Annotated in this window: 23 protein-coding genes; 10 read left to right on the top strand and 13 right to left on the bottom strand. The window is 73.3% G+C overall.

From position 1 onward, the window contains the following. Window positions 1–390, bottom strand: coding sequence for a hypothetical protein (locus ACGFNF_RS26295; protein WP_393171410.1), 390 nt, complete (start codon window positions 388–390; stop codon window positions 1–3). A gap of 274 nt (window positions 391–664) precedes the next feature. Between ACGFNF_RS26295 and ACGFNF_RS26290 the strand changes: the two genes are divergently transcribed. After that, entirely contained in the window at window positions 665–1,186 is a 522-nt protein-coding gene (locus ACGFNF_RS26290) for an RNA polymerase sigma factor (RefSeq protein ID WP_393171337.1), read from the top strand. Further along, window positions 1,173–2,405 (top strand): hypothetical protein, encoded by a 1,233-nt coding sequence (locus ACGFNF_RS26285; RefSeq protein WP_393171335.1) that lies wholly within the window; start codon window positions 1,173–1,175, stop codon window positions 2,403–2,405. Before ACGFNF_RS26290 ends, ACGFNF_RS26285 begins: the two co-directional genes overlap by 14 nt. A gap of 55 nt (window positions 2,406–2,460) precedes the next feature. Here the strand turns inward: ACGFNF_RS26285 and ACGFNF_RS26280 are convergent, their stop codons facing one another. From ACGFNF_RS26280 to ACGFNF_RS26260, 5 genes are all read right to left on the bottom strand, one after another. Continuing rightward, window positions 2,461–3,111 (bottom strand): DUF5701 family protein, encoded by a 651-nt coding sequence (locus ACGFNF_RS26280; protein WP_393171333.1) that lies wholly within the window; start codon window positions 3,109–3,111, stop codon window positions 2,461–2,463. Between the two features lie 418 nt (window positions 3,112–3,529). Then, on the bottom strand, window positions 3,530–4,291 hold the full coding sequence (locus ACGFNF_RS26275; RefSeq protein WP_357580137.1) for a LytTR family DNA-binding domain-containing protein: 762 nt from the start codon (window positions 4,289–4,291) through the stop codon (window positions 3,530–3,532). A 17-nt stretch (window positions 4,292–4,308) separates the two neighbouring features. Next, window positions 4,309–5,559: a sensor histidine kinase gene (locus ACGFNF_RS26270; protein ID WP_393171331.1), complete on the bottom strand. Its 1,251-nt coding sequence runs from the start codon at window positions 5,557–5,559 to the stop codon at window positions 4,309–4,311. A gap of 39 nt (window positions 5,560–5,598) precedes the next feature. Then, a complete protein-coding gene (locus ACGFNF_RS26265; protein WP_357580136.1) occupies window positions 5,599–7,170 on the bottom strand; it encodes a sugar transferase in 1,572 nt (523 codons plus the stop codon). A 265-nt stretch (window positions 7,171–7,435) separates the two neighbouring features. Beyond that, a complete protein-coding gene (locus ACGFNF_RS26260; protein ID WP_393171329.1) occupies window positions 7,436–8,296 on the bottom strand; it encodes an Fpg/Nei family DNA glycosylase in 861 nt (286 codons plus the stop codon). Between the two features lie 136 nt (window positions 8,297–8,432). Between ACGFNF_RS26260 and ACGFNF_RS26255 the strand changes: the two genes are divergently transcribed. Continuing rightward, window positions 8,433–9,692: a glycosyltransferase gene (locus ACGFNF_RS26255; protein WP_393171327.1), complete on the top strand. Its 1,260-nt coding sequence runs from the start codon at window positions 8,433–8,435 to the stop codon at window positions 9,690–9,692. Window positions 9,693–9,990: 298 nt separating this feature from the next. Here ACGFNF_RS26255 and ACGFNF_RS26250 read toward each other — a convergent pair whose 3' ends face one another. The 5 genes from ACGFNF_RS26250 to ACGFNF_RS26230 all read right to left on the bottom strand — a co-directional run bounded on the left by ACGFNF_RS26250 (window position 9,991) and on the right by ACGFNF_RS26230 (window position 13,770). Beyond that, on the bottom strand, window positions 9,991–10,713 hold the full coding sequence (locus tag ACGFNF_RS26250; protein WP_357580124.1) for a CDP-alcohol phosphatidyltransferase family protein: 723 nt from the start codon (window positions 10,711–10,713) through the stop codon (window positions 9,991–9,993). Next, complete coding sequence (locus ACGFNF_RS26245; protein ID WP_393171326.1) at window positions 10,688–11,755, bottom strand: iron-containing alcohol dehydrogenase family protein; 1,068 nt, start codon at window positions 11,753–11,755, stop codon at window positions 10,688–10,690. The genes ACGFNF_RS26250 and ACGFNF_RS26245 overlap by 26 nt, the downstream gene beginning before the upstream one ends. Continuing rightward, window positions 11,743–12,474, bottom strand: coding sequence for a sugar phosphate nucleotidyltransferase (locus tag ACGFNF_RS26240; RefSeq protein WP_393171324.1), 732 nt, complete (start codon window positions 12,472–12,474; stop codon window positions 11,743–11,745). Before ACGFNF_RS26240 ends, ACGFNF_RS26245 begins: the two co-directional genes overlap by 13 nt. A 79-nt stretch (window positions 12,475–12,553) precedes the next feature. Then, window positions 12,554–13,324: a hypothetical protein gene (locus tag ACGFNF_RS26235; RefSeq protein WP_357580122.1), complete on the bottom strand. Its 771-nt coding sequence runs from the start codon at window positions 13,322–13,324 to the stop codon at window positions 12,554–12,556. Further along, window positions 13,321–13,770: an NUDIX domain-containing protein gene (locus ACGFNF_RS26230; protein ID WP_132240535.1), complete on the bottom strand. Its 450-nt coding sequence runs from the start codon at window positions 13,768–13,770 to the stop codon at window positions 13,321–13,323. The genes ACGFNF_RS26235 and ACGFNF_RS26230 overlap by 4 nt, the downstream gene beginning before the upstream one ends. A gap of 180 nt (window positions 13,771–13,950) precedes the next feature. Here ACGFNF_RS26230 and ACGFNF_RS26225 point away from each other — a divergent pair, with 180 nt between their 5' ends. The 3 genes from ACGFNF_RS26225 to corA all read left to right on the top strand — a co-directional run bounded on the left by ACGFNF_RS26225 (window position 13,951) and on the right by corA (window position 17,106). Then, window positions 13,951–14,409, top strand: coding sequence for an ester cyclase (locus ACGFNF_RS26225; protein ID WP_132240536.1), 459 nt, complete (start codon window positions 13,951–13,953; stop codon window positions 14,407–14,409). A 106-nt stretch (window positions 14,410–14,515) separates the two neighbouring features. Continuing rightward, the gene (locus ACGFNF_RS26220) at window positions 14,516–15,610 is read left to right on the top strand and encodes a PLP-dependent aminotransferase family protein (protein WP_121397512.1); all 1,095 of its coding nucleotides are present in this window, start codon (window positions 14,516–14,518) and stop codon (window positions 15,608–15,610) included. Window positions 15,611–15,966: 356 nt separating this feature from the next. Next, window positions 15,967–17,106, top strand: coding sequence for a magnesium/cobalt transporter CorA (gene corA, locus ACGFNF_RS26215; RefSeq protein WP_393171408.1), 1,140 nt, complete (start codon window positions 15,967–15,969; stop codon window positions 17,104–17,106). 216 nt (window positions 17,107–17,322) lie between these two features. On the opposite strand, the gene ACGFNF_RS26210 is transcribed toward corA, so the two are convergent. After that, window positions 17,323–18,135, bottom strand: coding sequence for a hypothetical protein (locus tag ACGFNF_RS26210; protein ID WP_311409875.1), 813 nt, complete (start codon window positions 18,133–18,135; stop codon window positions 17,323–17,325). 84 nt (window positions 18,136–18,219) lie between these two features. On the opposite strand from ACGFNF_RS26210, the gene ACGFNF_RS26205 reads away from it, so the two are divergent. Both ACGFNF_RS26205 and ACGFNF_RS26200 read left to right on the top strand, forming a co-directional pair. After that, window positions 18,220–18,750 (top strand): peptidylprolyl isomerase, encoded by a 531-nt coding sequence (locus ACGFNF_RS26205; RefSeq protein WP_132240538.1) that lies wholly within the window; start codon window positions 18,220–18,222, stop codon window positions 18,748–18,750. A 94-nt stretch (window positions 18,751–18,844) separates the two neighbouring features. Next, the gene (locus tag ACGFNF_RS26200) at window positions 18,845–19,759 is read left to right on the top strand and encodes a rhomboid family intramembrane serine protease (protein WP_393171320.1); all 915 of its coding nucleotides are present in this window, start codon (window positions 18,845–18,847) and stop codon (window positions 19,757–19,759) included. A 26-nt stretch (window positions 19,760–19,785) separates the two neighbouring features. Here the strand turns inward: ACGFNF_RS26200 and ACGFNF_RS26195 are convergent, their stop codons facing one another. Then, window positions 19,786–20,214 carry a PH domain-containing protein gene (locus tag ACGFNF_RS26195; protein ID WP_393171318.1) on the bottom strand — a complete coding sequence of 143 codons (429 nt, stop codon included), beginning with the start codon at window positions 20,212–20,214 and terminating at the stop codon, window positions 19,786–19,788. Window positions 20,215–20,302: 88 nt separating this feature from the next. Between ACGFNF_RS26195 and ACGFNF_RS26190 the strand changes: the two genes are divergently transcribed. Next, the gene (locus ACGFNF_RS26190; RefSeq protein WP_311409871.1) at window positions 20,303–21,475 is read left to right on the top strand and encodes an acetyl-CoA C-acyltransferase; all 1,173 of its coding nucleotides are present in this window, start codon (window positions 20,303–20,305) and stop codon (window positions 21,473–21,475) included. A gap of 77 nt (window positions 21,476–21,552) precedes the next feature. Further along, the gene (locus ACGFNF_RS26185) at window positions 21,553–22,596 is read left to right on the top strand and encodes a phosphotransferase (RefSeq protein ID WP_393171316.1); all 1,044 of its coding nucleotides are present in this window, start codon (window positions 21,553–21,555) and stop codon (window positions 22,594–22,596) included. The last annotated feature ends 650 nt before the right edge of the window (window positions 22,597–23,246 follow it).

Below are 23,246 nucleotides of genomic sequence, written 5' to 3'. Positions count from 1 at the left end.
TCAGCGCTCCGGCCGCTGGACCAGGTCGGTGAAGTCCTGCTCGTTGCGTTCGGCCAGCCGCACGTACGCCCAGCCAACCGCGATCAGGAACGGGAACGACGCCACCCCGAGCAGCAGCCAGGGCAGGTTGACGCCGAGCACGGTGACCCGGCCGACGGCGGGCGCGACGGCGAAGAGCCACGGCAGCCCGCCGAGCCCGATGGCCACCACCAGGGAGAGCCGCAGGGCCAGCGCGAACTGGGCCCGGACCAGCCCCCGTACGAGCGCGTCGCCGACCCGGGTCTGCTGGGCCAGCTCGGCGCGGGTGCGTTCCGCCCGGTCCTCGCGGCGGGACACCTCGGCCAGCACGATCCGCGCCCGGGGCTGGGCGACCGGGGCCCCCTGCGGCACCCCGGGCCGGCCCGCGTGCTCGGGCGACCCGGACCCGCCCTGCCGGGGCGCGGGGACGGCATCGTCGGCAGCGGCCACCCCGGCAGTCTCGCCCGATCGCCGCGAATGTCAAGGGCCCGCTGGCGTCGTGCCCAGCGCGGACCGAGCCGTCCACACCGGGCTGTGGACAACCTGTGGAGAACGGGTCACCCCTGTGGATAACTCTGTGGGAACCGCCGTCGCCGGAACCTTCTTCGCCGCCGGGGAGTGGGAGAGGTGGAGAAGGGAGGTGACGGTGTCCGACGGTGATCCGATCTCGGAGGTGTACGCCGGTTGTTTCCGCCGGCTCGTGGTCCAGCTCTACGCGGTGACCGGCGACCTCAACGAGGCGCAGGAGGCGGTCCAGGAGGCATTCACCAGGGCGCTGGCCGCACCCCGGCGCTTCGCCGGCCTGGAGAACCCGGAGGCGTGGCTGCGGCGGGTGGCGGTCAACGTGGCCCGCAGCCGGTACCGGCGACGCCGGGTGCTCGATGGGCTGCTGCGCCGGATCGGCCCGCCACCGGTAGTCGCCGACACCGCGCCGGAGCATGTGGCCCTGCTCACGGCCCTCCGGGAGTTGCCCGCCGGGCAGCGGCACGCGCTCGCCCTGCACTACCTGGTCGACCTGCCGGTGGACGAGGTGGCGGCGACGCTCGGCGTCTCCGCCGGCACCGTCAAGTCTCGCCTGTCGCGGGGCCGGCAGGCGCTGGCGGCGCTGCTCACCGACTCCGACGCCACCGACAGCACGCAGACCGGGAGGATCGATGTCCGATCGTGAGTTCACCGGGTTCGTCGTCGAGACCGTCGCCGACGCCGTCCGCCAGCCCCCGCTCGGCGACCTGCGGCGGGCGGCCCGGGGCCGGCGGCGCCGACGGGCGACCGGGGTGGGGCTGGCCGTGGTGGTTGCCCTCGCCGGGGCGGCCCTCGTCCCGGCCGCCGGCGGTCCGGGCGGCGGGAACTGGGCCGCCCCGGACCCGTCCGACCAGCCGATCGAGCGGGTTGTCAGCGAGTTGTTCCTGCTCACCGACCGGGTCGCCGTCGGCGTCGAGGTACGAGATCCCTGCCGGATCAGCTTCACGGCCACCGAGGACGCCGGCCGGACCTGGTCGCAGTGGCGGACGGCCGCGTACGACGGCGCCTGCGTCACCACCCCCGACGCGGAGGGGTTCGGAGTGTCCGACGTCCGGTACAGCGTGCTGGACCAGCGGACCTACCTGGTCAGCGTCGACGGCCAGGCGATCCTCTCGACGGACGGCGGCCGGAACTGGGAGGACGCCGAGTCCGCCGTGATCGACGTGCCAGCGTTCCCGGCGAGGGCGCGGCCGGTGACCTGTCAGAACGGCTGCGGGGCGATGAAGCGACCGCTCGCGGTCGAGCCCGACACTGGCAGGGTCTACCGGCTCGCGGACCTGCCTGCGACCCACGCGCGGGTCAGCATGGACCGGAGCGGCGACGGGGCGCTCTGGTTCGTGCAGTCGTCCCCCGAGTTCGGGGGCGCCGCCCATGTCGCGCGCAGCGTCGACCGGGGTGCCACCTGGATCTCGTCGCAGGTGCCGGAGGGCGTGACGGCCGTGGCGCTCGCGGCGGTCAGCGGCCGGGAGGCGTACCTGCTGACCGAGCCCTTGCCGGCGGGCGGGAACGGCCCAGCGACCGGCTCGTCCCGGTTGCTGCACACGACGGACGCCGGCCTGTCCTGGGTCGACGTCGGCACCGACCTGCCCGCCAACCGCACCCTGAGGCCGTTCACGATCGGCCGGGACGGGATCCTCCTCGTCGGTGAGCCGTTCGCGGGCGGCGCCACCGCGTACGTCTGGGTCAGCCGGGACGGCGGGCGGCACTTCACCCGGAGCGAGCGGACCGGCACCGAGGGGACCGTCGGGGTGGCACCGGGCCTGGTCTGGCTCGGCGGCCGTGACGTGCTGAACCTGCCAGCGACCGCTCATGTCCAGGTGAGCGCCGACGGGGAGACGTGGAGCCGGCTGCCGCTGCCTCGGTGACCGACGCACGGCGGCACGTCGGTGCGGCCGGCGTGTCCCGGCCGCACCGACATCCTCAGCCCAGGCCGACGCGCTCCGGGCGGGCGGAGGCGGAGCCGAGCCAGGTGTGCGGGTTGCCGTACCAGCACCAGCCGAGCTTCGGCGCGTTCTGGCTGATCCAGAGCGCGGGCACCCGCTTGTCGCCGCAGCGGGAGCCGACCAGCGAGAAGCACTTGTTCTTCGCCAGCGCCTCCGGGTACAGGGTGACGAAGGCGAGCCCCTCGTCGATGGTGAGCGGCAGCCGGTCCTGGCCGGTGATCACCTCCATGGCGGCGGCGGGCGCGAGGTTCAGCGTCTCCTCGCCCCGGTCGACGTCGAAGAGCAGGTACGCCGGCCCGGCCGGCACCTCCAGCTCCTTGATCGGGTCGAACTTCGGCAGGTCACCCTCGGCGTAGTGCCGGTCGACGATCCCCGGCTTCCGCTTGCCGGCGAGGGTGGTCAGCGCGACGCGCTCCGCCACCGGCACCAGGTCACGGGTGACCACCAGAAGGAAGGGCACCCGCCCCTCGGTCGGGGCGGGCAGGTCGGCCGCCCCCGCGACGGCCGCCGCGCGCAGCGGCGCGACCAGGTCACGGAAGGCGTCCTCGGTCAGCTCGGCGAGGGCCGGATAGCCCAGCTCCACCAGCCGGTCGAGCTGGCGGTCGAATTCGGTCGCGGCGTCGAACAAGGCGGCCTCCAATTGTCGTACGGGGTACCGTACAGCGTACGACAATGCTTGGGTATTCCCGACCCTGAGGAAAATCTGAGGGCGACGACCTGCCGAGATGCTGATCGTCAGGGATGCTCGCGTCACCGCCGCGGCAGTGAGGGCTCGGTGGGCCGCGTGGCCCCAAGTCGACAAGGTCCCCGCGCGACCCCAAGCTGAGGCGCTGTCGAGCTGCCCCGTCCATGGGACCGGAAGCGTCCGCGCCCTTTGGTCTTACAGATGGGGCAGCTCGACAGGGTGCCAGGCGGGGTAATGCCTCGCCCGGAGTCGGCCGCGTCCGGGCCGCCGCAGAGGGCGAGGGCGAAGAGGGGGCACGGGCGGGAGGGGGCCAAGGCGGGAGAGGGCCAGGACAGTACGTGCCGAGGGAGTGCAGACCGGGTCAGCGGCTCCAGTCCTGCTTCGCCGCGCGGACCAGCTTGTCCTTCAGCTCGCGGGTGTGCCGGCGGCTGACCGGCAGTTCCGCCGAGTCGATCACCACGACGTAGCCGGAGTTGACCAGCCGTAGCTCCGCGATCAGCTTGAGCTGCACCAGGTAGGACCGGTGGATGCGGACGAATCCGGCGTCCGCCCAGCGCTCCGCGAGGGTCGCCAGCGACACCCGGACCAGGTGCGAGCCGTCGGCCGTGTGCAGGCGGGCGTAGTCGCCCTGCGCCTCCACCCAACGCACCGCCGAGCGGGGCAACATCCGCGTCGTGCCGGCCAGCTCGATGGGGATGGTCGGATCCTCCTCCGCGCGGGCCAGCGCCGCCGGGTGCGACGGCACCACCCGCGCGCCGATCACCCGGCGCAACGACTCGGCGAGCCGCTCGGCGCGTACCGGCTTGCGGACGTAGTCGGTGGCGCCCAGGTCGAACGCGTCCACCGCCCCGTCGTCGTACGCGGTGACGAAGACGATCGCCGGCGGCCGGGCGAAGCGGCGCAGCACCCGGGCCAGCTCCATGCCGTCCAGCCCGGGCATCCGGATGTCGAGGAAGACCACGTCCACGTCGCCGTCGCGGAGCACCCGCAGCGCCTCCGTCGCGTCCCCCGCCGTGTGCAGCCGGGCCACCCGGGGGTCGGCCCGCAGGTGGTACGCCAACTCGTCCAGCGCCGGCGGCTCGTCGTCGACCGCCAGCACCCGCAGGAACCCGGCCGCCCCCACCTCCACGGCCCGCTCGATCACGAGCCGGCCCGTACGCCGGGATGGAACTTCGGCACCCGCATGCTCACCTTCGTACCCGAGCCGAGGCCCGTCTCGACGACCAGGCCGAAGCCGTCCCCGAAGACCGACCGGAGCCGCTCGTCGACGTTGGAGAGCCCGACGTGCTGGCCCGGGTCGTCCCCCACGCCGGCCAGCGCGGCGTCGCCCGGGTCCCCGGCGGCGCCGGCCAGCTCGGCGATGCCGGCGGTCAGCGTGCTCGGATCCATCCCCACTCCGTCGTCCTCCACGGTGATGTGGCACTCGGTGCCCGCGTCCCGGGCCTCGATGCTCACCATGCCCGTGCCCGGCTTGCGGGACAACCCGTGCCGGACGGCGTTCTCCACAAGCGGTTGCAGGCAGAGGAACGGCAGCGTCACGGGCAGCACCTCCGGGGCGATCTGGAGGCGCACCTGGAGCCGGTCGCCGAACCGGGCCCGCTCGATGGTCAGGTAGCGGTCGATCGAGCGCAGCTCCTCGGCCAGCGTGGTGAACTCGCCGTGCGCCCGGAACGAGTACCGCGTGAACTCGGCGAACTCCAGGATCAGCTCCCGGGCCCGGTCCGGGTCGGTGCGGACGAACGAGCCGATCGCGGTCAGCGCGTTGTAGATGAAGTGCGGGCTGATCTGCGCGCGCAGGGCGCGTACCTCGGCGCGGGCCAGCCGCTCCCGCGAGGAGTCCAGCTCGGCCAGGGCGAGCTGGTTGCCGGCCCAGTGCGCCGTCTCCAGGGTGGCCTGCACCAGGCCCGGCTCCGGCTGGCCGTCGGCGACCGCGACAAGCACCCCGACCCTGCGCCCGTCCGCACCGGTCAGCGGAGCGACCACCGCGCCGCGTACCGGGCAGTCGACCCGGTCGCAGTGCAGCTCCGGCTCGCCGAGGACGGTCGAGCGGCCCGTCGTCACCGCCCGCCGGGCCGCCGCGACCAGTTGCGCGTGGTGGTGCCCGCCCCGCCCGTCGAGGGCGAGCAGGCTCTCCCGGTCCGTCAGCGCCAGCCCGGCCGCACCCACCAGCGCCCGCAGATGACGTACGGCCTTCGCCGCGTTCGCGGTGCTCAGGCCCGCGCGCAGCGGCTCGGCGGCCAGCCCGGCGGTGTGCAGCACCTCGTACGTGGCCCGCTGGGTGGCCGTGGCGATGCCCCGACGCGCACGCAGCCGGACCACCGCGAACAGGGCCGCACCCAGCGCGGCGAGCAGCGAGACGACGCCGAAGACGCCCGAGAGGTTGCCACCCACGCAGCGATCCTGGCCCCTGCCGGCCCGCACGCCAAGGGGTCAGTACGCGCCCTTGCGGGCGAGCACCACCCCGACGGTGCGCCACAGGATGCTCAGGTCGTACGCCAGCGACCAGTTGTCGACGTAGTAGAGGTCGAGCCGGACCGCCTCGTCCCAGGACAGGTCGGAGCGGCCGGAGACCTGCCACAGCCCCGTCATGCCCGGCCGGACCAGCAGGCGGCGGCGCACGTCGCCGAGGAAGTCGCCGTCGTCGGCGGGCAGCGGGCGCGGCCCGACCAGCGACATCTCGCCCTTCAACACGTTGATCAACTGCGGCAGCTCGTCCAGCGAGGAGGCGCGCAGGAAGCGGCCCACCGGGAAGACCCGGGGATCCTCCTTCATCTTGAACAGCATGCCGTCGGTCTCGTTCCGGTCGACCAGGCTGGCCAGCCGGTCCTCCGCGTTCACGTACATGGTGCGGAACTTCCAGACCCGGAACGTGCGGCCCTCGTGGCCAACCCGGGGCTGGCGGAAGAAGACCGGGCCCGGGTCGGAGATCCGGATCCCGATCGCGATGAACAGGAAGACCGGGGCCAGCAGCAGCAGGCCGAACCCGGCGGCCACCCGGTCCATCAGGTTCTTGGCGAGCAGCGCCGGCCCGGAGAGGGTCGGCTCCTCGACGTGCAGCAGCGGCAGGCCCTCGATCGGCCGGATGTGCACCCGGGGGCCGGCGATGTCGGTCAGCTGCGGGGCGACGACCAGGTCGACGCCCGAGCCCTCCAGCTGCCAGGCCAGCCGGCGCAGCTCGCCCGGCTCGGAACTCGCCGAGCCGCAGACCGCGATCGTGTCGCCGCCGACCTCCCGGACGAGGGCGAGGACGTCGCGGCCCGCGTACACGGGGACCGGGGTCTCGATGCCCTTGGCCGCCGCGTAGCCGTCGGTGATGTGGATGGCGACCGGCATCAGCCCGGCGGCCGGGTTGCGGGTGACGGCCGTGTAGACCTCAAGGCACTCCGGCAGGGTGCCGATCAGCACCATCCGGTGACCCGCCTGGCTGATGTTGCGCCGGACCACGTGCAGCACGAAGCGGCAGAGCATCCGGTTCAGCAGGATCAGCAGCAGCGCCGCCAGCAGGGCGGTGCCGACCGTGTAGCGGGACAGGTCGGTCTTGGTGGCGAAGGCGAGGAAGGACACCGTCGCGGCGACGGCGACGCCGGCCCGGATCACCCGCTTGTACTCGTCGGGGCCCAGGCCGAGGTAGCGCCGGTCGTAGGCCCGGTTGGCCCAGAGGCTGACGAGCCAGCCGAGCGGCAGGAGCCCGAACGCCACCGTGTGGAACCACGTCGGGTCCTGCTCGGCGTTGTAGAAGCCCGCCCGCGACTGGTCGAACGTCTCGATGGCGATCAGGCTGGCGACCGCGGCGGCTGCGAAGTCGAGCAGCAGCAGGAGTGTGATGTAGGGGCGGTGCCAGCGGGACACGCGACGGCGGGCCCGAGCCCACGCGGACCGGGGTACGCCGTTGTGGGACGGCGGTGCCGGCGGCTGGATCTCGAAGCTGTCGACGTGCCGCACGAGTTTGCTCCGGCCTGTGTTGGTTACCGGGCGCTGGAGGCTTGTCGTCACCTCACCCATGTCCTCCCGCATGACACGAGCCGCTCACTCACCGTGAGGGCCCGGTCGCCCACCGTCCCAGTCTCCCACGCGGGCGCCGACCCGTGCGCTGACCCGGGGGACAACGCGGCGGGTGTGGTGCCGCTGGGCGTCTGGCCGGCTCCGCGCCATTTCAGAAGCCGGGGACCGAGCCACTATACCGATGGATGACGGGCCCGGTAGAGCCGCAACTCAGACCTTCGGCACGGGATGGCCGATTCCGTTCCGTAGTCGGCAGTGTCGTCACTCACCGTACGAGCCGCGACAACCTTCGGTCAGCGAGCGGCTTTCCGCCGGTCTGGCAGGTCGCGCAGTACTGGAGGCTGGAGTCGGCGAACGAGACCTCGCGGACGGTGCCCCCGCAGACCGGGCAGGGCTGCCCCGTCCGGGCGTGCACCTTCAGCCCCGAGCGCTTCTCGCCCTTCAGCTCGGCCGCCTTCTGCCCGACCGAGCGGCGCACCGCGTCACCGAGCACCTCCCGCGTCGCCGCGTGCAGGGTCGCCAACTGCTCGTCGGTCAGCCGGTTGGTGATCGCGAACGGGGACAGCTTCGCCGCGTGCAGGATCTCGTCGGAGTACGCGTTGCCGACGCCGGCCAGCACCGTCTGGTCGGTGAGCACTCCCTTGACCTGGCCCTTGCGGCTGCGCATCCGCTCCGTGAAGGTGGCCAGGTCGGCGGCGAGCGCGTCGGGGCCGAGGCGGGCCACCCCGGGCACCGCCTGCGGCTCGGTGACCAGGTAGACGGCGAGGCTCTTCTGGGTGCCGGCCTCGGTCAGGTCGAAGCCGGAACCGTCGTCGAGGCGTACCCGCAGCGCGATCGGGCCCTTGCCGGGGCGCAGCGGGGCGGCGGACGGAAACGCCTCCCGGTAGTGCAGCCAGCCCGCCCGGGCCAGGTGGACCACCAGGTGCAGGTCGCCGTCGAGCACCACGTCGAGGAACTTGCCGTGCCGGCGGGCGTCCGTCACGGTCCGCCCGGCGGCGGCGGTCGGCGCCGGGTCGTACGTCTTCAGGGCGCTGATCGCGGCGACCTCCAACCGGTCGACCCGCCGCCCCACCGCCCGCTCACGCAGGTAGTCCGTGAGCGCCTCAACCTCCGGTAGTTCGGGCACCAGCCAACGGTAGCCTTCTTTCCCGTGAGCGTGAGGAATGAGCTTGCGAGTCCCCGCCGCGAGCGCGAGGAGTGAGCTTGCGAGCCCCGCAGTCGCGAGCAGAGACCGGCACAGCCGCGAACGAAAGGCAAGCTCAGTGAGAATCGTGGTGGCGCACAACCGGTACCGGGAGGCTCAGCCCTCCGGTGAGAACACGATCGTCGACGCGGAGATCGCCCAGCTCACCGCAGCCGGGGTGGAGGTGCTGCCGTTCATCCGCAGCTCGGACGAGATCCCGACGATGTCGAAGTCGGCCAAGGCGCTGCTGCCGATCTCGCCGATCTGGGCACCCCGCGCGCAGGAGGACCTGAGCCGGCTCATCACGGAGCACCGGCCGGACGTGCTGCACCTGCACAACCCGTACCCCCTGATCTCGCCCTGGATCGTGCGGACCGCGCACCGGCACGGCGTGCCGGTGGTGCAGACGGTGCACAACTACCGCCAGGTCTGCTCCTCGGGGCTCTACTTCCGCGACGGGATGATCTGCCAGGACTGCCGGGGCCGGGCCCTGGGCGTGCCGGCGATCGTGCACCGCTGCTACCGGGGCTCGCGGGCGCAGAGCGCCCTGATGGCGACCACGCTGGCCGTGCACCGGGGCACGTGGCGCTCGGTGGACCGTTTCGTCGCGCTCACCTCGGCGGTCGCCGACCACCTGCGCGACTATGGCATCCCGGCAGAGCGGATCGTGGTGAAGCCGAACGGCATCCCCGACCCGGGAACGCCCGCGCCGCTCGGCGACGGCTTCCTCTACATGGCCCGGCTCTCCCCGGAGAAGGGGCTGGGCCTGCTGCTGGACGCCTGGCGGCGGCACCCGGACGGGGCGCTCGGCCCGCTGCGCATCGCGGGCGACGGCGAGCTGCGCCCGCTGGCCGAGGCCGCCGCCGCCGAGCGCGCCGACGTGACCTACCTCGGGCCGCTGGACCGTGCCGGGGTGCGCGCCGCGGTCGAGGCCAGCGCGGTGATCATCGCGGCCTCCACCTGGCACGACGTGCTGCCCACCGTGATCATCGAGGCGTTCGCCGCCGGCCGCCCGGTGCTCGGCACCGCGCTCGGCGGCATCCCGTACCTCGTCGGCGCCGACGCGCCCCGGGAGCCGGCCGGCACCGGCCCGGCCGCCGTCGCCACGGCCGCCCCGGGGGAGGGCCGCGTCGCGCTGCCCGCCGGCGTACAGGCGGGCGAGGCGGGCTGGGTGGTGCCCCCGGAGCCGGCCGCCATGGCCGCCGCCCTGCCGGTGGCCCGGGCCGGGGCCGCGACGTTGGCCCCTGCGGCACGCGCCCGCTACGAGCGCACGTTCCACCCCGACGTGGTCACCAAGCGCCTCCTCGACGTGTACGCGGGCGTCGCCCGCCGCCACTGACCGACCCGCCGCGAGGACTGCTCGGGACGCTTGAGACATCCGGGCAGCCCTGCCCGGAATCCTGCCCACTTTCCGGGAATCTCGTTCTGCTATTTGGAATAGGCGGAGATCTTGGTAGGAAAGTGCCCCTCCAGGGGCGCTTCCGTACCAAGATCTCAGCCGCCACGGTCATGGCCGCGGCGCATCACGGGCGGTCAGTCGTGGTTCCGGCGTGGGCCGGACATGTTGCCCGAGCGGTAGCACAGGCGGGGCAGCTCGACAGGGGCCGAAGAAGGGTGGGCCGGCCCGGCGTCACACCTCAGCGGAGGGAGGCGCGGGCGGAGAAGGCGATGCTGGCGAGCAGGAAGCCGCCGTTGACGATCGTGAACGCGACAATCACCCAGAGGACGAGGGCCGGGGCGAAGGCCAGCACCAGGCCGGCGGCGAAGATGACCGCGCCGTAGTCGCGGACCAGCTTCACCAGGCGTACGGGCAGCGAGGTCGAGGTGACCATGCTGGCGGCGTTCGGGCCGGCCTGCATCACGGAGGTCACCAGGTTGACCATCCAGGTGCCGGCGAAGATGGCGACCAGCCAGCTCGGCGTCGACGGCTCCTGCGCCACGGCCGTCGCCGACAGGGCGGCGACCAGGGCGATCTGGGCGGCCACGTCGCAGAGGATGTCGACGCGGGCGCCGGCGGCGCTGCCCTGCCCGGTGACCCGGGCCAGCTGACCGTCGGCGCAGTCCAGGCAGTACGCCACCTGCCAGCCGACCAGCGCGAGCAGCCCGACCGCCCAGGCCGGCACGTCACCGGCGGCGACCCGACCGGCGAGCGCGACCACGGTGACCGAGGTGGCCAGGCCGAGCACCAGGTTGGCGATGGTCAGCGCGGTCGGGCGCAGCCCGAGGCGCTGGGCGACGAGCGCGAAGACCGCGCCCAGCCACTGGCTGATCGATTCGCTGAACAGGCCGCCGCCCCGGTTGACCCGGTGGAAGTCGGCGACGGTGGGACGGGGCTCAGCCAAGGTGGTCGCGGATTGCACCGGCGTAGTCTGCCAGCCGTTCCCGCGTCTCGGTAGGCGACATCGCCAGGTGTTCGAGGATCGTGTAGCGGTCCGGCCGCGTCTGGGGCGCGAACTGCACGGCATCGACGAACTGCTCGTCGGTCAGGTCCAGGTCGCCCGGCGTGGTGGCGAGGCCGTGCCGGTGCAGGCAGTGGGCGAGCCGACCGAACCGGTCGGTGTCCCCGCGCAGGAAGGTGCAGAAGAGGGCGCCGAGCCCCACCTGCTCGCCGTGGGCGGCGGTGCCGGGGTGCAGCCGGTCGATCGCGTGGGAGATCTCGTGGTCGCCGCCGCTGGCGGGGCGCGTCGACCCGCACACCGAGCTGGCGATGCCGCCCATGATCAGCGCCTCGGCCAGCGTGGTGAGGAAGCTGTCGTCGGTGATCTTGCCGGGGTGGTTGAGCAGCGCCTCGGCGCCCGTCCGGGCCAGCGTCACCGCGAGCCCGTCGATGGGCTCGCCGCGTACCTCGTGGGCCAGCTCCCAGTCGGCGCAGGCGTTCAGGTTGCTCACCGCGTCGCCGATGCCGGCCTGGGTCTGCCGGTCCGGGCCGTTCTCCACGAAGTCGAGGTCGACGATGACCGCGATCGGGATGTGCACCCCGTAGGAGCCCTTGCCGCCCTCGTGGTCGAGCGAGGCGGTGGGGGAGGCGATGCCGTCGTTCGCCAGGCTCGTCGCCACCGTCACCATCGGGATCCCGTAGCGGGTGGCCGCGTACTTGGCGGTGTCGATGGTCTTGCCACCGCCGATGCCCACCACGGCGTCGTAGTGGCGGCGGCGTAGTCGGTCACCGAGGTCGTTTGCCGCGTCGATGGTGCCGCCGGCGACCGTGAAGACGTCGGCCGCGCCGAGCGACGGCCGGCACAGCTCGACGATCCGTTCACCCTGCCCGGGGCCGACCACCACGGCCACGTCCCCACCGGCCGAGATCCGCCGGTCGGCCAGCAGCGGCCCGAGGTCGGCCACCGCACCCCGCCGGACCTCGATCACCAGCGGGGTGTTGACCGTACGGGCTAGTAGTGGCACGCGATCTCCCGCGCCCGGGCCAGGTCGGCGTGGTTGTCGACCTCGACCCAGGAGACGTCACCGATCGGCGCTGCCCGCACCTCGCCGCCACGGTCGGCGAACTCCTGGTAGCCGTCCTCGTAGTAGAGGTTCGGGTCGCGCCGCCACGTCGCCTCCAGCGCGTCGGCGAGGGCGTCGGCCACCTGCGGCTCGATGAGCGTCGCGCCGATGTACTCCCCGTACGCCTCGCCCGGGTCCATGATCTTGGTGATCCGGGTGAGCTGGCCGGCGGCGTCGAAGGTGGTCTTCATCTCCTCCTCGGCCAGCGGCTTGATGGTGTCGACGGCGAGCAGGATGCCCGGGCCGCGCTCGGCCAGCAGGGTCTTCTCCACGCTCACCGGGTGCACGGTGTCGCCGTTGACCAGCAGCACGCCCCGGGCGAAGTGCTCCCGAGCCAGCCAGAGGGAGTACGCGTTGTTCCACTCCTCGGCCTTGTCGTTGTGCACGAGGGTGAGCGTGACGCCGTACCGCTTCTCCAGGTCGGTCTGGCGGGAGACGACCGCGTCGGCGGCGTAGCCGACCACGATCACGATGTCGGTGAGCCCCACCTCGGCCAGGTTGCGCAGCGCGATGTCCAGGATGGTGGTGTCGCCGTCCACCGGCACCAACGCCTTGGGCAGGGTGTCGGTGTACGGGCGCAGCCGGCGCCCCGCCCCGGCTGCGAGCACCATCCCGATCATTGAGGCGTCCTCCCTCGTACGACTCCCGGTCACCGCTGGAGGATAGCCCCGCGCGGCGGCACCCCTGCGGCCAACCGGGTCAGCCGGGCAGCGCCGCCAGGTCCGCCAGCACCGCCAGCCGCTCCTCGGCGGTCAGCACGGCGTACGGGGCGGCGGCCCGCCGGTCGGTCTCCAGCTCGATGGCGAGCTGCTCGGGGCCGGGCGGCAGGGCGGCGGCGCTCGCCGCGCTGTGCCCGGCGGCGGTCCACGCGGCGGCGTGCGCGTCGGCCCGGTGGTAGCGCATCGTGCCGAGCCGGTTCAGCAGCAGCACGCCGGTCGTGGTGCCGTCCGGCTCGTAGGGCGGCGCCGTCGCGGCGAACGCGGCACCCTCCTCGGCGCCCTCCTCGTCGGCCAGCACCAGCGCGCACGTGAGTACCCGGCCGAACGCCTCGACCAGCCGCAGCACCCGGTCCTCGTGCCCCGCCCAGAGCTCCTCGGTGACCTCCGCGTGCACCTGCCAGATCTCGGCGAGAAAGGCCAGCCCGCGCTCGGTGGCGGACAGTCCGCCCTCGGGGCTGCGGTGGATCATCCCGTACGCGACCTGCTTGTCCAGGGCCCGCCGGCACTCGACCGGGTCCCGGTAGCGGGTGACCGCGGCGAAGCCCGCCTCGTCGACCGTCCCGCCCGGCGCCGCGAGGCGGGTGCGGAACTCCAGCAGGAAGCCGGTGGCCGCCGGCCCGCCGTACCGCTGGCTCAGCTCGGCGCCGCCGCCGTCGCGGCCGGCGAGGATGCCGGCGACGAACGCACGGTCCACCGCCGGGGCGACCAGGCCGGCGAACCGGTGCGGCGCCAGCTCGACGGTGTCGTTCACAGACCGATCGAACGCAGGGCGGCGAAGCCTTCGGCCGCGATCCGGCGGATGAGGCCGTCGTTGACGTCGCGGTGCTCGTCGAGCAGGTCCAGCTCGTCGGCGGCGAGCCACCGGAACTCGGTGTGCCTGCCCGCCTCCAGCGTCGGCCGGGCCAGGTCGCCGTCGACCCGGACCAGCCAGTCGCGTTCGACGCGGGCCAGGCCGTCGTCGGCGACGTAGCGGTACTCCCCGACGTGGCCGAGCACGTGCGACACCGTCCAGCCGGTCTCCTCGGTGACCTCCCGGCGCAGCGCGTCCATCCAGTCCTCGCCCGGTTCCAGATGGCCGCCGACGATGTCCCAGCAGTTGGGAAAGATGCGCCGGTGGGGAGACCGTCGCTGGACGAAGAGTCGACCGTCGTCGTCGACGATCAGCGCGCCGGCGCAGCGTAGAGGCTCGGTGGACACGCCACGACAGTAGCGAGCGGTGGCGCCCTCCGGCGACGCCCGGCCTCGTCGCCGGTCCGGGGCGGCCTCGTGGGCCGGGCCGGCCGGAACGCCGGCACGCGCGATGGTGTGGCGGGACGATCGACGGGTAAGGATTCCCGTGCGGGCACGGACGGGCCGTGACCCGCGACGGAGGTCCTCATGCGTGGCGCGGATCGGCTGGTCGAGCAGCAGTACGCGATGCTTCTGCGGCGGGACGTGGCCCGGCTGCCGGACCTCTACGCGGCCGACGCCTTCTACTCGATGCCCGGCGTCACGGTGCGCCCGATCGAGTTGCCCGCCCTGCTGCGCACCTGGACCGGGGCGTTCCCGGACCTGTCCGTCGACCCGCTCGGGTCGGTGCAGACGGCCGGCGGCGCGGCCGTCGAGCAGCGGCTGACCGGCACCCACACGGGGGTGCTGCACACCCCGTTCGGCACCGTCGCGCCGACCGGCCGGCTGGTCAGCTGGGACGTGGTGGACGTCGTCCGGGTCCGGCGCGGACGGATCGCGGCCTGGCGGTCCTACTTCGACTGGGGGCAGCTCATCGCGGCGCTCGGCCTGCACGTGGACGGGCTCTCCCGGGAAGCGCAGCACGACCCGCTCGGCCTTCCGGTCTGACCTGTCGCCGACCGGTCGACGCCGGTCACCCGTCCCGGTGGCTCAGGATGCGGACATCGCCGTGCCTTCCGCGCGCACCCCGTCGCCTTCCGTACGCTGAACAGCCATGACCGCCGAGCAGCTGATCTCCTTCGCCCGTGGCGCTCCCTCCCTGGACATCGTCGATGTCGAGGGGCTCAAGGCCGCCGCCGTCCGCGCGTTCGACGCCGACCCCGCCGGGGTGACCGCCTACGGCACCTCCGTCGGCTACCTCCCGCTGCGGAAGTGGATCGCCGAGAAGCACGGGGTCTCCGCCGACCAGGTGTTGATCACCAACGGGTCGTTGCAGGCGGACGCGTTCCTCTTCGACCACCTGGTCCGCCCCGGTGACGCGGTGGTGGTGGAGCGTCCGACGTACGACCGGACGCTGCTCAACCTCCAGCGGATGGGCAGCGAGCTGCACGGCGTCTCCATCCAGCCGGACGGGCTCGACACCGCCGAGCTGCGCAAGCTGCTGGAGTCCGGGGTGCGGCCCCGGCTGGCGCACGTCATCCCGAACTACCAGAACCCGGCCGGCGTGACGCTGAGCCTGGAGAAGCGCCGGGAGCTGCTCGACCTCGCCGCCGAGTACGAGTTCACGATCTTCGAGGACGACCCGTACGCCGACATCCGGTTCCGGGGCGAGGCGCTGCCCTCGATGCTCTCGCTGGACACCCGCAACGTGGTGGTGCACGCCTCCAGCTTCACCAAGACGGTCTGCCCGGGCGTACGGGTCGGCTACCTGGTGGGTCCGGCGGACCTGATCGGCGACATCGCGAAGAAGGCGACCAGCCTCTACATCTCGCCGGGCATGGTCTCCGAGGCGATCGTGCACCAGTTCTGCGTCTCCGGCGACATCGAGCGCTCCATCGAGACCGTGCGCGCCGCGCTCGGCGAGCGGGCCCGGGTGCTGGCCGAGTCGCTGCGCCGGCACATCCCGGAGGCCCGGTTCGTGGAGCCGGACGGCGGCTACTTCCTCTGGGTCGAGCTGCCCGAGGACGTCGAGGTCGACAGGCTCGCGCCGGCCGCCGCCGAGCGCGGGGTCGCCGTGGTCAAGGGCAGCGACTTCGTCGTCGACGGCGGGCGGCACGCCCTGCGGCTGGCGTACTCGGCGGTGACCGCCGACCGCATCGACGAGGGCGTGCGGCGCCTGGCGGAGGCCATGGCGGCCGTACGGAGCTGAATTTCTGTCAGATTTCTGACAGTTGGACGATCGTGGCCGCCCCGGGTCTCCCGCCGGGGCGGCCGACGGCCCACAATGCTGCGAGCGTCACTCACCACGTGTAGCGGAACTCACCGCCCGGTGCCGGCCCCCGCCGCGCCCGGCGACGGGACCGGGCCAGCCCGGCCGGCGGCACGTGGGGCGGCGCGACCAGCACAACCCCCGCCCCCAAAGGGCGCCGGGTGGGCCGTGTCGTCCCCTCACCCCCCTGAAGCGACCCGGCCCACCCGGCGCCACCCTCCCGCCGATCGTCACCGGCGGTGATCATCGACGGCGGCGTACTGTTCACCGGCGGCAGCGCGTGGGGAGGGGGCGTGATGACGGACCGGGAACGGACGACCGCGTCGAACGGCGGACGGGTGCTCAGGCCCCGGGACTGGGTGGCGCCGGTGCGGGCGATGACCCGCCGGCTCAACTCCGACACCCCCCAGCAGGCGTCCCCGCCGGCCGGCCCGCAGCGCAGCGCGGTGGTCGACTGCGCCCTCTACGTGGACGGCCGCCGGCAGCCCGGCGACTGGCGGTACGCCGAGGCGCTCGCCGCGGCCCGCCGCGAGGAGCACGGCTTCGTCTGGCTGGGCCTGCACGAGCCGGAGCTGGCCGAGATGACCGCCATCGCCGCCACGTACGGGCTGCACGAACTGGCCGTCGAGGACGCGGTGAAGGCGCAGCAGCGCCCCAAGCTGGAGCAGTTCGGCGAGGTCAGCTTCCTGGTGCTGCGGACCGCCCGGTACTGCGAGCACGCCGAGCTGACCGAGCACTCCGAGGTCGTCGAGACCGGCCAGGTGATGCTATTCATCGGCCCGAACTTCCTGATCAGCGTGCGGCACGGGGACGCCTGCCGGCTGGCCCCCGTCCGCGCCGACCTGGAGACGAAGCAGGACCTGCTGCTCCAGGGGCCCTGGGCGGTGGCGTACGCGGTCACCGACCGGGTGGTGGACATCTACCTGGAGGTCGCCGACCGGCTGGAGGACGACCTCGACACGCTGGAGGCCGACGTGTTCGACCGCCAGTCCACCGGCCGGATCCAGCGGATCTACCAGATGAAGCGGGAACTGGTGGAGTTCAAGCGGGCGGTCATGCCGTTGCAGCGCCCGCTGATGACGCTCACCGCCCAGATGAACCGCGACGTGCCGAAGGAGATCCGCCGCTACTTCCGCGACGTGCAGGACCACCTGAGCCGCACCGTCGAGCAGGTCAACTCCTACGACGACCTGCTCAACTCCATCCTCCAGGCGCGGCTGGCCCAGGTCACGGTCGACCAGAACAACGACATGCGCAAGATCGCGGCGTGGGCCGCCATCGCCGCCGTGTGGACCGCCATCGCCGGCATCTACGGGATGAACTTCGAGGTCATGCCCGAGCTGCGGATGACGTACGGTTATCCGGTCGTGCTCGCCCTGATGCTCGCGATCTCGCTGGCCCTCTACCGCTGGTTCCGCCGCAACGGCTGGCTCTGACGGCCCGGGCCTGACGCGCAGCCGCCCCCGGGCGCGGACCCGGCGCCGTGACCCCGTCGAACGCCGTGGCCCCGTCGAACGCCGTGGCCCCGTCGAACGCCGTGGCCCCGTCGAACGCCGTGGCCCCGTCGAACGCCGTGGCCCCGTCGGGCGCGGAAGCGCCGGCGGTGCGGCGGGGAGCCGCTTCGCCGGCGCTTTCCGGGACCGACGGGGGTGTCAGCGGCGGCCGTTCTTGGCGCCGCCCTTGCCGAGCGCCTCGGTCAGGTCGTCCGCCGGACGGCCCGTGGTGTCCTTGGCGCCCTCGGCCACCGACGGGACCTTGTCCGTCGCGTGGACCGTCGGCTGCTTGCCGGGGGTGGTGGTGGAGGCGCTGTCGCCGCCGGCCACCGCCGAGCTGCCGGCGCCGGTCGGGCCGCCGGCCACGCCCGAACCGCTCGACACCGTCGAGGCGTCGGTCACCGGGGTGCGGATCTCCATGGTCTCCACCTCGTCGCGCATCGGCTCCAGGGTGCGGGTCGGGTCGTACTCGGCCCACTCCTGCTGCTCCCGGCGCCGCCGCATCGCCACCGCGGCGACCCCGGCCACCGCGCCGGCCGCGAGCAGACCGGTCATCATGGACCCGCCCCGCCGGGAGTTCTTCTTCCGGGAAGCCTTCATGTTCTTCGCCTTGACCTTCCTGCCGGCCGCGACCTGCTTGGCTGCCAGGGCCTTCCTGCCGGTGACCGCCTTGCCCGCCGCCTCGGCCTGCGCCTTGCGGACGGCCAGGGCCAGCGGCGCGAGCGCGGCGACCGTGGACGCGAGGCCGCTCGACGCGCGGTCGCGCACGATGACGGCCGTCGGCGCGACGGCGCCCCGGGCCGCCTGGACCCGCGGGGCGACAGTGGCGCCGGCACCCTTCGCGGCGTACGTCGCGGCCTGCCTCAGGTGACCGAGTCCCTGGTTCAGCTCCACCTTGGCCAGCTGCCCCTGGGTCTTACGCCGCCCGATTCCAAACACGGTCCCACCTCCTGGGAGTTGTTCCTTCGTCATCCTCCACCTTCGGATGCCTCCGCACTGCCAGATCGGGCACATGGGAGGATCCGCATGGAACTGACCAACGAGTGAGGAGTACCCGTGGCCGAGGCTGTCTACGCCACCTTGCACACCAACGCTGGCCCGATCCGGCTGGAGCTCTTCCAGAACCACGCCCCGAAGACCGTGAAGAACTTCGTCGAGCTGGCGGAGGGCAACCGCGAATACATCGACCCGCGTACGGGTCAGCCGGGCAGCGGGCCGTACTACGACGGCACGATCTCGCACCGGGTGATCAGCGGCTTCATGATCCAGATGGGCGACCCGACCGGCACCGGGCGCGGTGGCCCGGGCTACAAGTTCGGTGACGAGTTTCACCCGGAGCTGCGCTTCGACCAGCCGTACCTGCTGGCGATGGCGAACGCCGGGCCGGGCACCAACGGCTCGCAGTTCTTCATCACCGTGTCGCCGACGCCGCACCTGAACAACCGGCACACCATCTTCGGGAAGGTGGCCGACGAGCAGTCCGTGAAGGTCGTCGACGCGATCGCCAACACCCCGACCGGTCCGAACGACCGGCCGCTGCAGGACGTCGTCATCGAGCGGGTCGAGATCGAGCGGACCGCTGCCTGAGCGGTCCGCGAGGTACCTTTGCCGACATGACTGAGCGCTCCGAGGGCCGGAACCGGTTGGTGGTCCGCGCGATCCGCGACGGCGGGCTGGCGTGGTGAGCGAGTCACCACCCACCACCCCGGTCTGCTACCGGCACCCCGACCGGGAGACGTACGTCCGTTGCACCCGCTGCGACCGGCCGATCTGCCCGGACTGCATGCGGGAGGCGTCGGTCGGGTTCCAGTGCCCGGAGTGCGTGACGGAGGGACGTCGTAGCGTGCGGCCGGCGCGTACCGCCTTCGGTGGCGGTGCCGCCGGCCGCCACGGCTACGTCACCAAGGCGCTGATCGCGCTCAACGTGCTGATGATGCTGCTCTCCATCGCCTCCGACCGGGGCGGGGACGCGCTGGTCGGCGGCTCCGGCTTCGGCGGTCTGATGGGCGGCAGCACGCCGCTGACCGACTGGGGCTCGGTGCTCGGCGGCGCGATCTTCCCGGACGGCACGGTCGGCGGCATCGCCGAGGGCGAGTGGTACCGCCTGGTCACCGCGATGTTCCTGCACTACGGCGTGGTCCACCTGCTGCTGAACATGTGGGCGCTGTGGGTGCTCGGCCGGTCGCTGGAGGCCAGCCTCGGGCCGCTGCGGTTCCTGATGCTCTACCTGGTCGCCGGGCTGGGCGGGAACGTCGCCGCCTACCTGTTCAGCGCCGAGAACCAACTCACCGCCGGCGCCTCCACGTCGATCTTCGGCCTGTTCGCCGCGCTGGTGGTCATCGAACGGAAGATGGGGCGGGACATCTCCCAGGTGCTCCCCGTCCTGGTGATCAACCTGGTCTTCACGTTCACCGTGCCGGGCATCTCGATCCCCGGGCACCTGGGCGGCCTGGTGATCGGCGCGCTGCTGGCGCTCGTGTTCGCGTACGCCCCGCGGTCGCGCCGGACGCTTGTGCAGTTCGCGGGCGGCGCGTTGATCGTGGTGGCGTTGGTCGGCCTGGCCATGGTCCGTACCGCGGCAATCGTCGGCGGCTGACCCCTCAGCCGGATGCGCGGGCCCGCTCAGTGCGGGCGGGCCTCGCGCAGGGCCTCGGCCACCTCGGCGGGGTCCGCGCCGAGGTCGTGGCGGCCGAAGAGGTGCAGCGACTCCCCCGCGTCGATCTCCAGCAGCTCGCTGGTCAGGCCCCGCCGTGCGCGACGGTCCACGGTCACCTTCTCGACGGCCGACCAGGGCAGCCGCCGGTGCCCCGCGAAGCCCTGGACGACCGTGATCCCGTCCGGGTCGACCGCGAGCCGGACGGGCGCGACCAGGTCGCGCGCGGCCCAGCCGGCGAGCGCAGCGGCCGTGAGCACGGCCAGCGCCAGCCGGATCGGGTCGCTCCCGTCGAGGAGCAGGGACAGCGCGAGCAGTGCGACCGCGCCGGTCAGCTTGAGCGCCGGCAGGGTGGGCGGCACCCGCCACTGCCGGGTCGGGGCCGGGTGTGTAGCCATCCGTTCAGCATGCCAGGGCACCGGGGGAGGACGCCCGGCCCGCCGAGGACGTAGGATCGGGGCCGGCCCAAGTTACCGGGGAGTAGTCATGAGTGACGCAGTCATCGTCGGCGCGGTACGCACCCCGGTGGGGCGGCGCAAGGGCAGCCTGGCCGCCGTGCACCCGGTCGACCTCTCGGCGCACGTGCTGCGTGCCCTCGCCGAGCGCACCGGCATCGATCCGGCGCAGGTCGACGACGTGGTCTGGGGCTGCGTCTCCCAGGTCGGCGACCAGTCGTGGAACGTCGCCCGCAACGGCGTGCTCGCCGCCGGCTGGCCCGAGTCGGTGCCCGGCACCACGCTCGACCGGCAGTGCGGCTCCAGCCAGCAGGCCCTGCACTTCGCCGCCGCCACCGTCCTCTCCGGCCAGGCCGACCTGGTCGTCGCCGGTGGCGTCGAGTCGATGACCCGGGTCGCGATGGGCTCCAGCGTGGCCGGCGGGTCGCCCTTCAGCGACCAGCTGCGCGACCGCTACCGCGGCGTCGAGGGCTTCGCCGACGACGCGCCGCTGCCGTTCAACCAGGGCGTCGGGGCGGAGCTGATCGCCGAGCGCTGGCGCTTCTCCCGCGCGCAGCTCGACGAGTTCGCCCTCGCCAGCCACGAGAAGGCCGCCGCCGCGCAGGACGCCGGCGCCTTCGACGCCGAGATCGCCCCGGTCGCCCTGGCCGACGGCGGCAAGTTCGCCGCCGACGAGGGCATCCGGCGGGACACCTCGCTGGAGAAGCTCGGCGAGCTGGCCACCCCGTTCCGCCCGGACGGCGTCGTCACCGCCGGCTCCGCGTCGCAGATCTCCGACGGCGCGGCGGCGCTCGCCGTCACCACGAGCGAGTGGGCCAGCCGGCACGGCCTGCGCCCGCTGGCCCGCGTGCACACCGCCGTCGTCGCCGCCGACGACCCCGTCACCATGCTCACCGCGCCCATCCCGGCCACCGCGAAGGCGCTGCGCCGCGCCGGGCTGGGCATCGAGGAGATCGGGGTGTACGAGGTGAACGAGGCGTTCGCGCCGGTGCCGCTGGCCTGGCTGGCGGAGACCGAGGCGGACCCGGAGCGGCTCAACCCGCGCGGCGGCGCGATCGCCCTCGGCCACCCGCTCGGCGGATCCGGCGCCCGGATCATGACCACCATGCTCGCCCACATGCGGGACAACGACATCCGCTACGGCCTCCAGACGATGTGCGAGGGCGGCGGCATGGCCAACGCGACAATCGTCGAGCTGCTGTAGGACGCACCGTCGAGCGGCCGTGGGGCAACGGGAAAACCCGTGGTCCCGCGGCACGGGCGGCGGCTAGGTTGCCCGGCGTGACTGAGTTGCCCGGCGTGACTGACGCCACCACGCCGCCCGCCGACCGGGCGACCACACCACCTGTCGACTGGGCGGACCCGCACTGGCGGGATGCCGCGCTCGGCTGGGTCGGCGACCAGCTCGGCCGGCTCGGGCGGCGGATCGTCGGGCCGGTCGAGCCGCGGGTCCGACCCTGGTCGCTGGTCTGGCGGATGCCCACCGACGCCGGGGACTTCTGGTTCAAGGCGAACAACCCCGGCACCCGGTACGAGGCGGCGCTGCTGGCCGCGTTGGCCCGGCTCGCCCCCGGCCGGGTGCTCGACCCGGTCGCCGTGGACGCCGAGCGCGGCTGGTCCCTGCTGCCCGACGGCGGCCGGACGTTGCGCGACGCGCTGGGTGGCGACCGGAGCCTGCTGAGCCGCTGGGAACGGGTCCTGCCCGAGTACGCCGACCTGCAGCGCGTGGTCGCGCCCCGGGCCGGCGAACTGCTCGCGCTCGGGGTGCCCGACCACCGGCCGGAGGTGCTGCCGGAGCTGTTCGAGGCGTTGCTGGACGACGAGGAGTCGCTGCTGCTCGGGGCGGCGGACGGGCTCACCGCCGAGGCGTACGGGCGGCTGCTCGCCCACCGGTCCGCCTTCGCCGAGGACTGCCGGCGGCTGGCCGCGTCGGGCCTCACGCCGACCGTCCAGCACGACGACCTGCACGACGGCAACGTGTTCGTGGCCGGCGACGGGCACCGCTTCTTCGACTGGGGCGACGCCTCCGTGGCCCACCCGTTCGGCACCCTGCTGGTGACGCTCAACTCGGTCGCGGACGCGTTCGGTCTGCCCGAGGGCGACCTGGCGCTGGCGCGGCTGCGCGACGCCTACCTGGAGCCATGGTCGGACGGGCACGACCGGGCGACACTGCGCGAGGTGGCCCGCCTGGCCGTCCGCGTCACCCGGGTCAGCCGGGCGCTCTCCTGGCGCCGCGCCCTGCGCAGCGCCGACCCGACCCGCGCGGAGTACGCGGCCGCGGTGCCCGGCTGGTTGCAGGAGCTGTTCGCGCCGGATCCGGTCTGAGCCGACGCGGACGTCGGCGACGCGGACGTCAGCGGCGCGGGTGTCGGCGTGACGCCGGCCGACCGGTTCTCCGGCGGCCGGCGCCCAGGCCCGCACGGGCGGTGCGTCGGGTGGCTGTGGTGCGTTGGGGTTGGTCCTGGTGCGTTGCGTGCGTCGGGTGGTTGTGGTGCGTCGTGGTGGGGGTGTGGCCCACCGTGCCCGGCTCCGGGCGGTCAGGCTTGATCCCTGCGCCGGGCACGGCGGGCCACACCCCGTCGGTGTCTACTCTCGCGTCCGTTCGTCGGGCTCCTGCCGGAGATCTTGGCGAGAAAGCGCCCCTCCAGGGGCACTCTCGTACCAAGATCTCCACCGGTGCTTCGGTGACCCGGTGTCCGGGGCGACGCCGGTGACCCCCAGTGACCGAAGTGACTCCAGTGGCCCGAGGACCCGGCTCACCCGACTCACCCGCGTTCACTCGGATGAGCCAGATGAGCCAGATGAGCCAGATGAGCCGATTGCGGCGGGTGCGCCCTTGGTGAGCCGGGTGAGCCAGAAGTTGATGACCCTTGGGCCCGGGTGTGATCGGGTGTCCGGTCATGTGGTGGCTGTCTGGGGCGGCTTGAGCCGGTGAGTCGTCGGTGGTTAGCGTGTCGGTGCTGGGTGTGCGGTTT

Source organism: Micromonospora sp. NPDC048868, from assembly GCF_043198195.1.
Lineage (GTDB): Bacteria > Actinomycetota > Actinomycetes > Mycobacteriales > Micromonosporaceae > Micromonospora > Micromonospora reichwaldensis.
The sequence above is the reverse complement of the archived record's forward strand: the minus strand, read 5'-3'. Positions and strand labels throughout refer to the sequence as shown.

What these genes read in the sequence shown, in the direction of transcription:
- ACGFNF_RS26195 (WP_393171318.1), bottom strand. Translation starts at nt 20,214, where the DNA reads ATGGCTACACACCCGGCCCCGACCCGGCAGTGGCGGGTGCCGCCCACC.
- corA (WP_393171408.1), top strand. Translation starts at nt 15,967, where the DNA reads ATGACGGACCGGGAACGGACGACCGCGTCGAACGGCGGACGGGTGCTC.
- ACGFNF_RS26225 (WP_132240536.1), top strand. Translation starts at nt 13,951, where the DNA reads ATGCGTGGCGCGGATCGGCTGGTCGAGCAGCAGTACGCGATGCTTCTG.
- ACGFNF_RS26190 (WP_311409871.1), top strand. Translation starts at nt 20,303, where the DNA reads ATGAGTGACGCAGTCATCGTCGGCGCGGTACGCACCCCGGTGGGGCGG.
- ACGFNF_RS26285 (WP_393171335.1), top strand. Translation starts at nt 1,173, where the DNA reads ATGTCCGATCGTGAGTTCACCGGGTTCGTCGTCGAGACCGTCGCCGAC.
- ACGFNF_RS26220 (WP_121397512.1), top strand. Translation starts at nt 14,516, where the DNA reads ATGACCGCCGAGCAGCTGATCTCCTTCGCCCGTGGCGCTCCCTCCCTG.
- ACGFNF_RS26240 (WP_393171324.1), bottom strand. Translation starts at nt 12,474, where the DNA reads ATGATCGGGATGGTGCTCGCAGCCGGGGCGGGGCGCCGGCTGCGCCCG.
- ACGFNF_RS26265 (WP_357580136.1), bottom strand. Translation starts at nt 7,170, where the DNA reads ATGGGTGAGGTGACGACAAGCCTCCAGCGCCCGGTAACCAACACAGGC.
- ACGFNF_RS26210 (WP_311409875.1), bottom strand. Translation starts at nt 18,135, where the DNA reads ATGACGAAGGAACAACTCCCAGGAGGTGGGACCGTGTTTGGAATCGGG.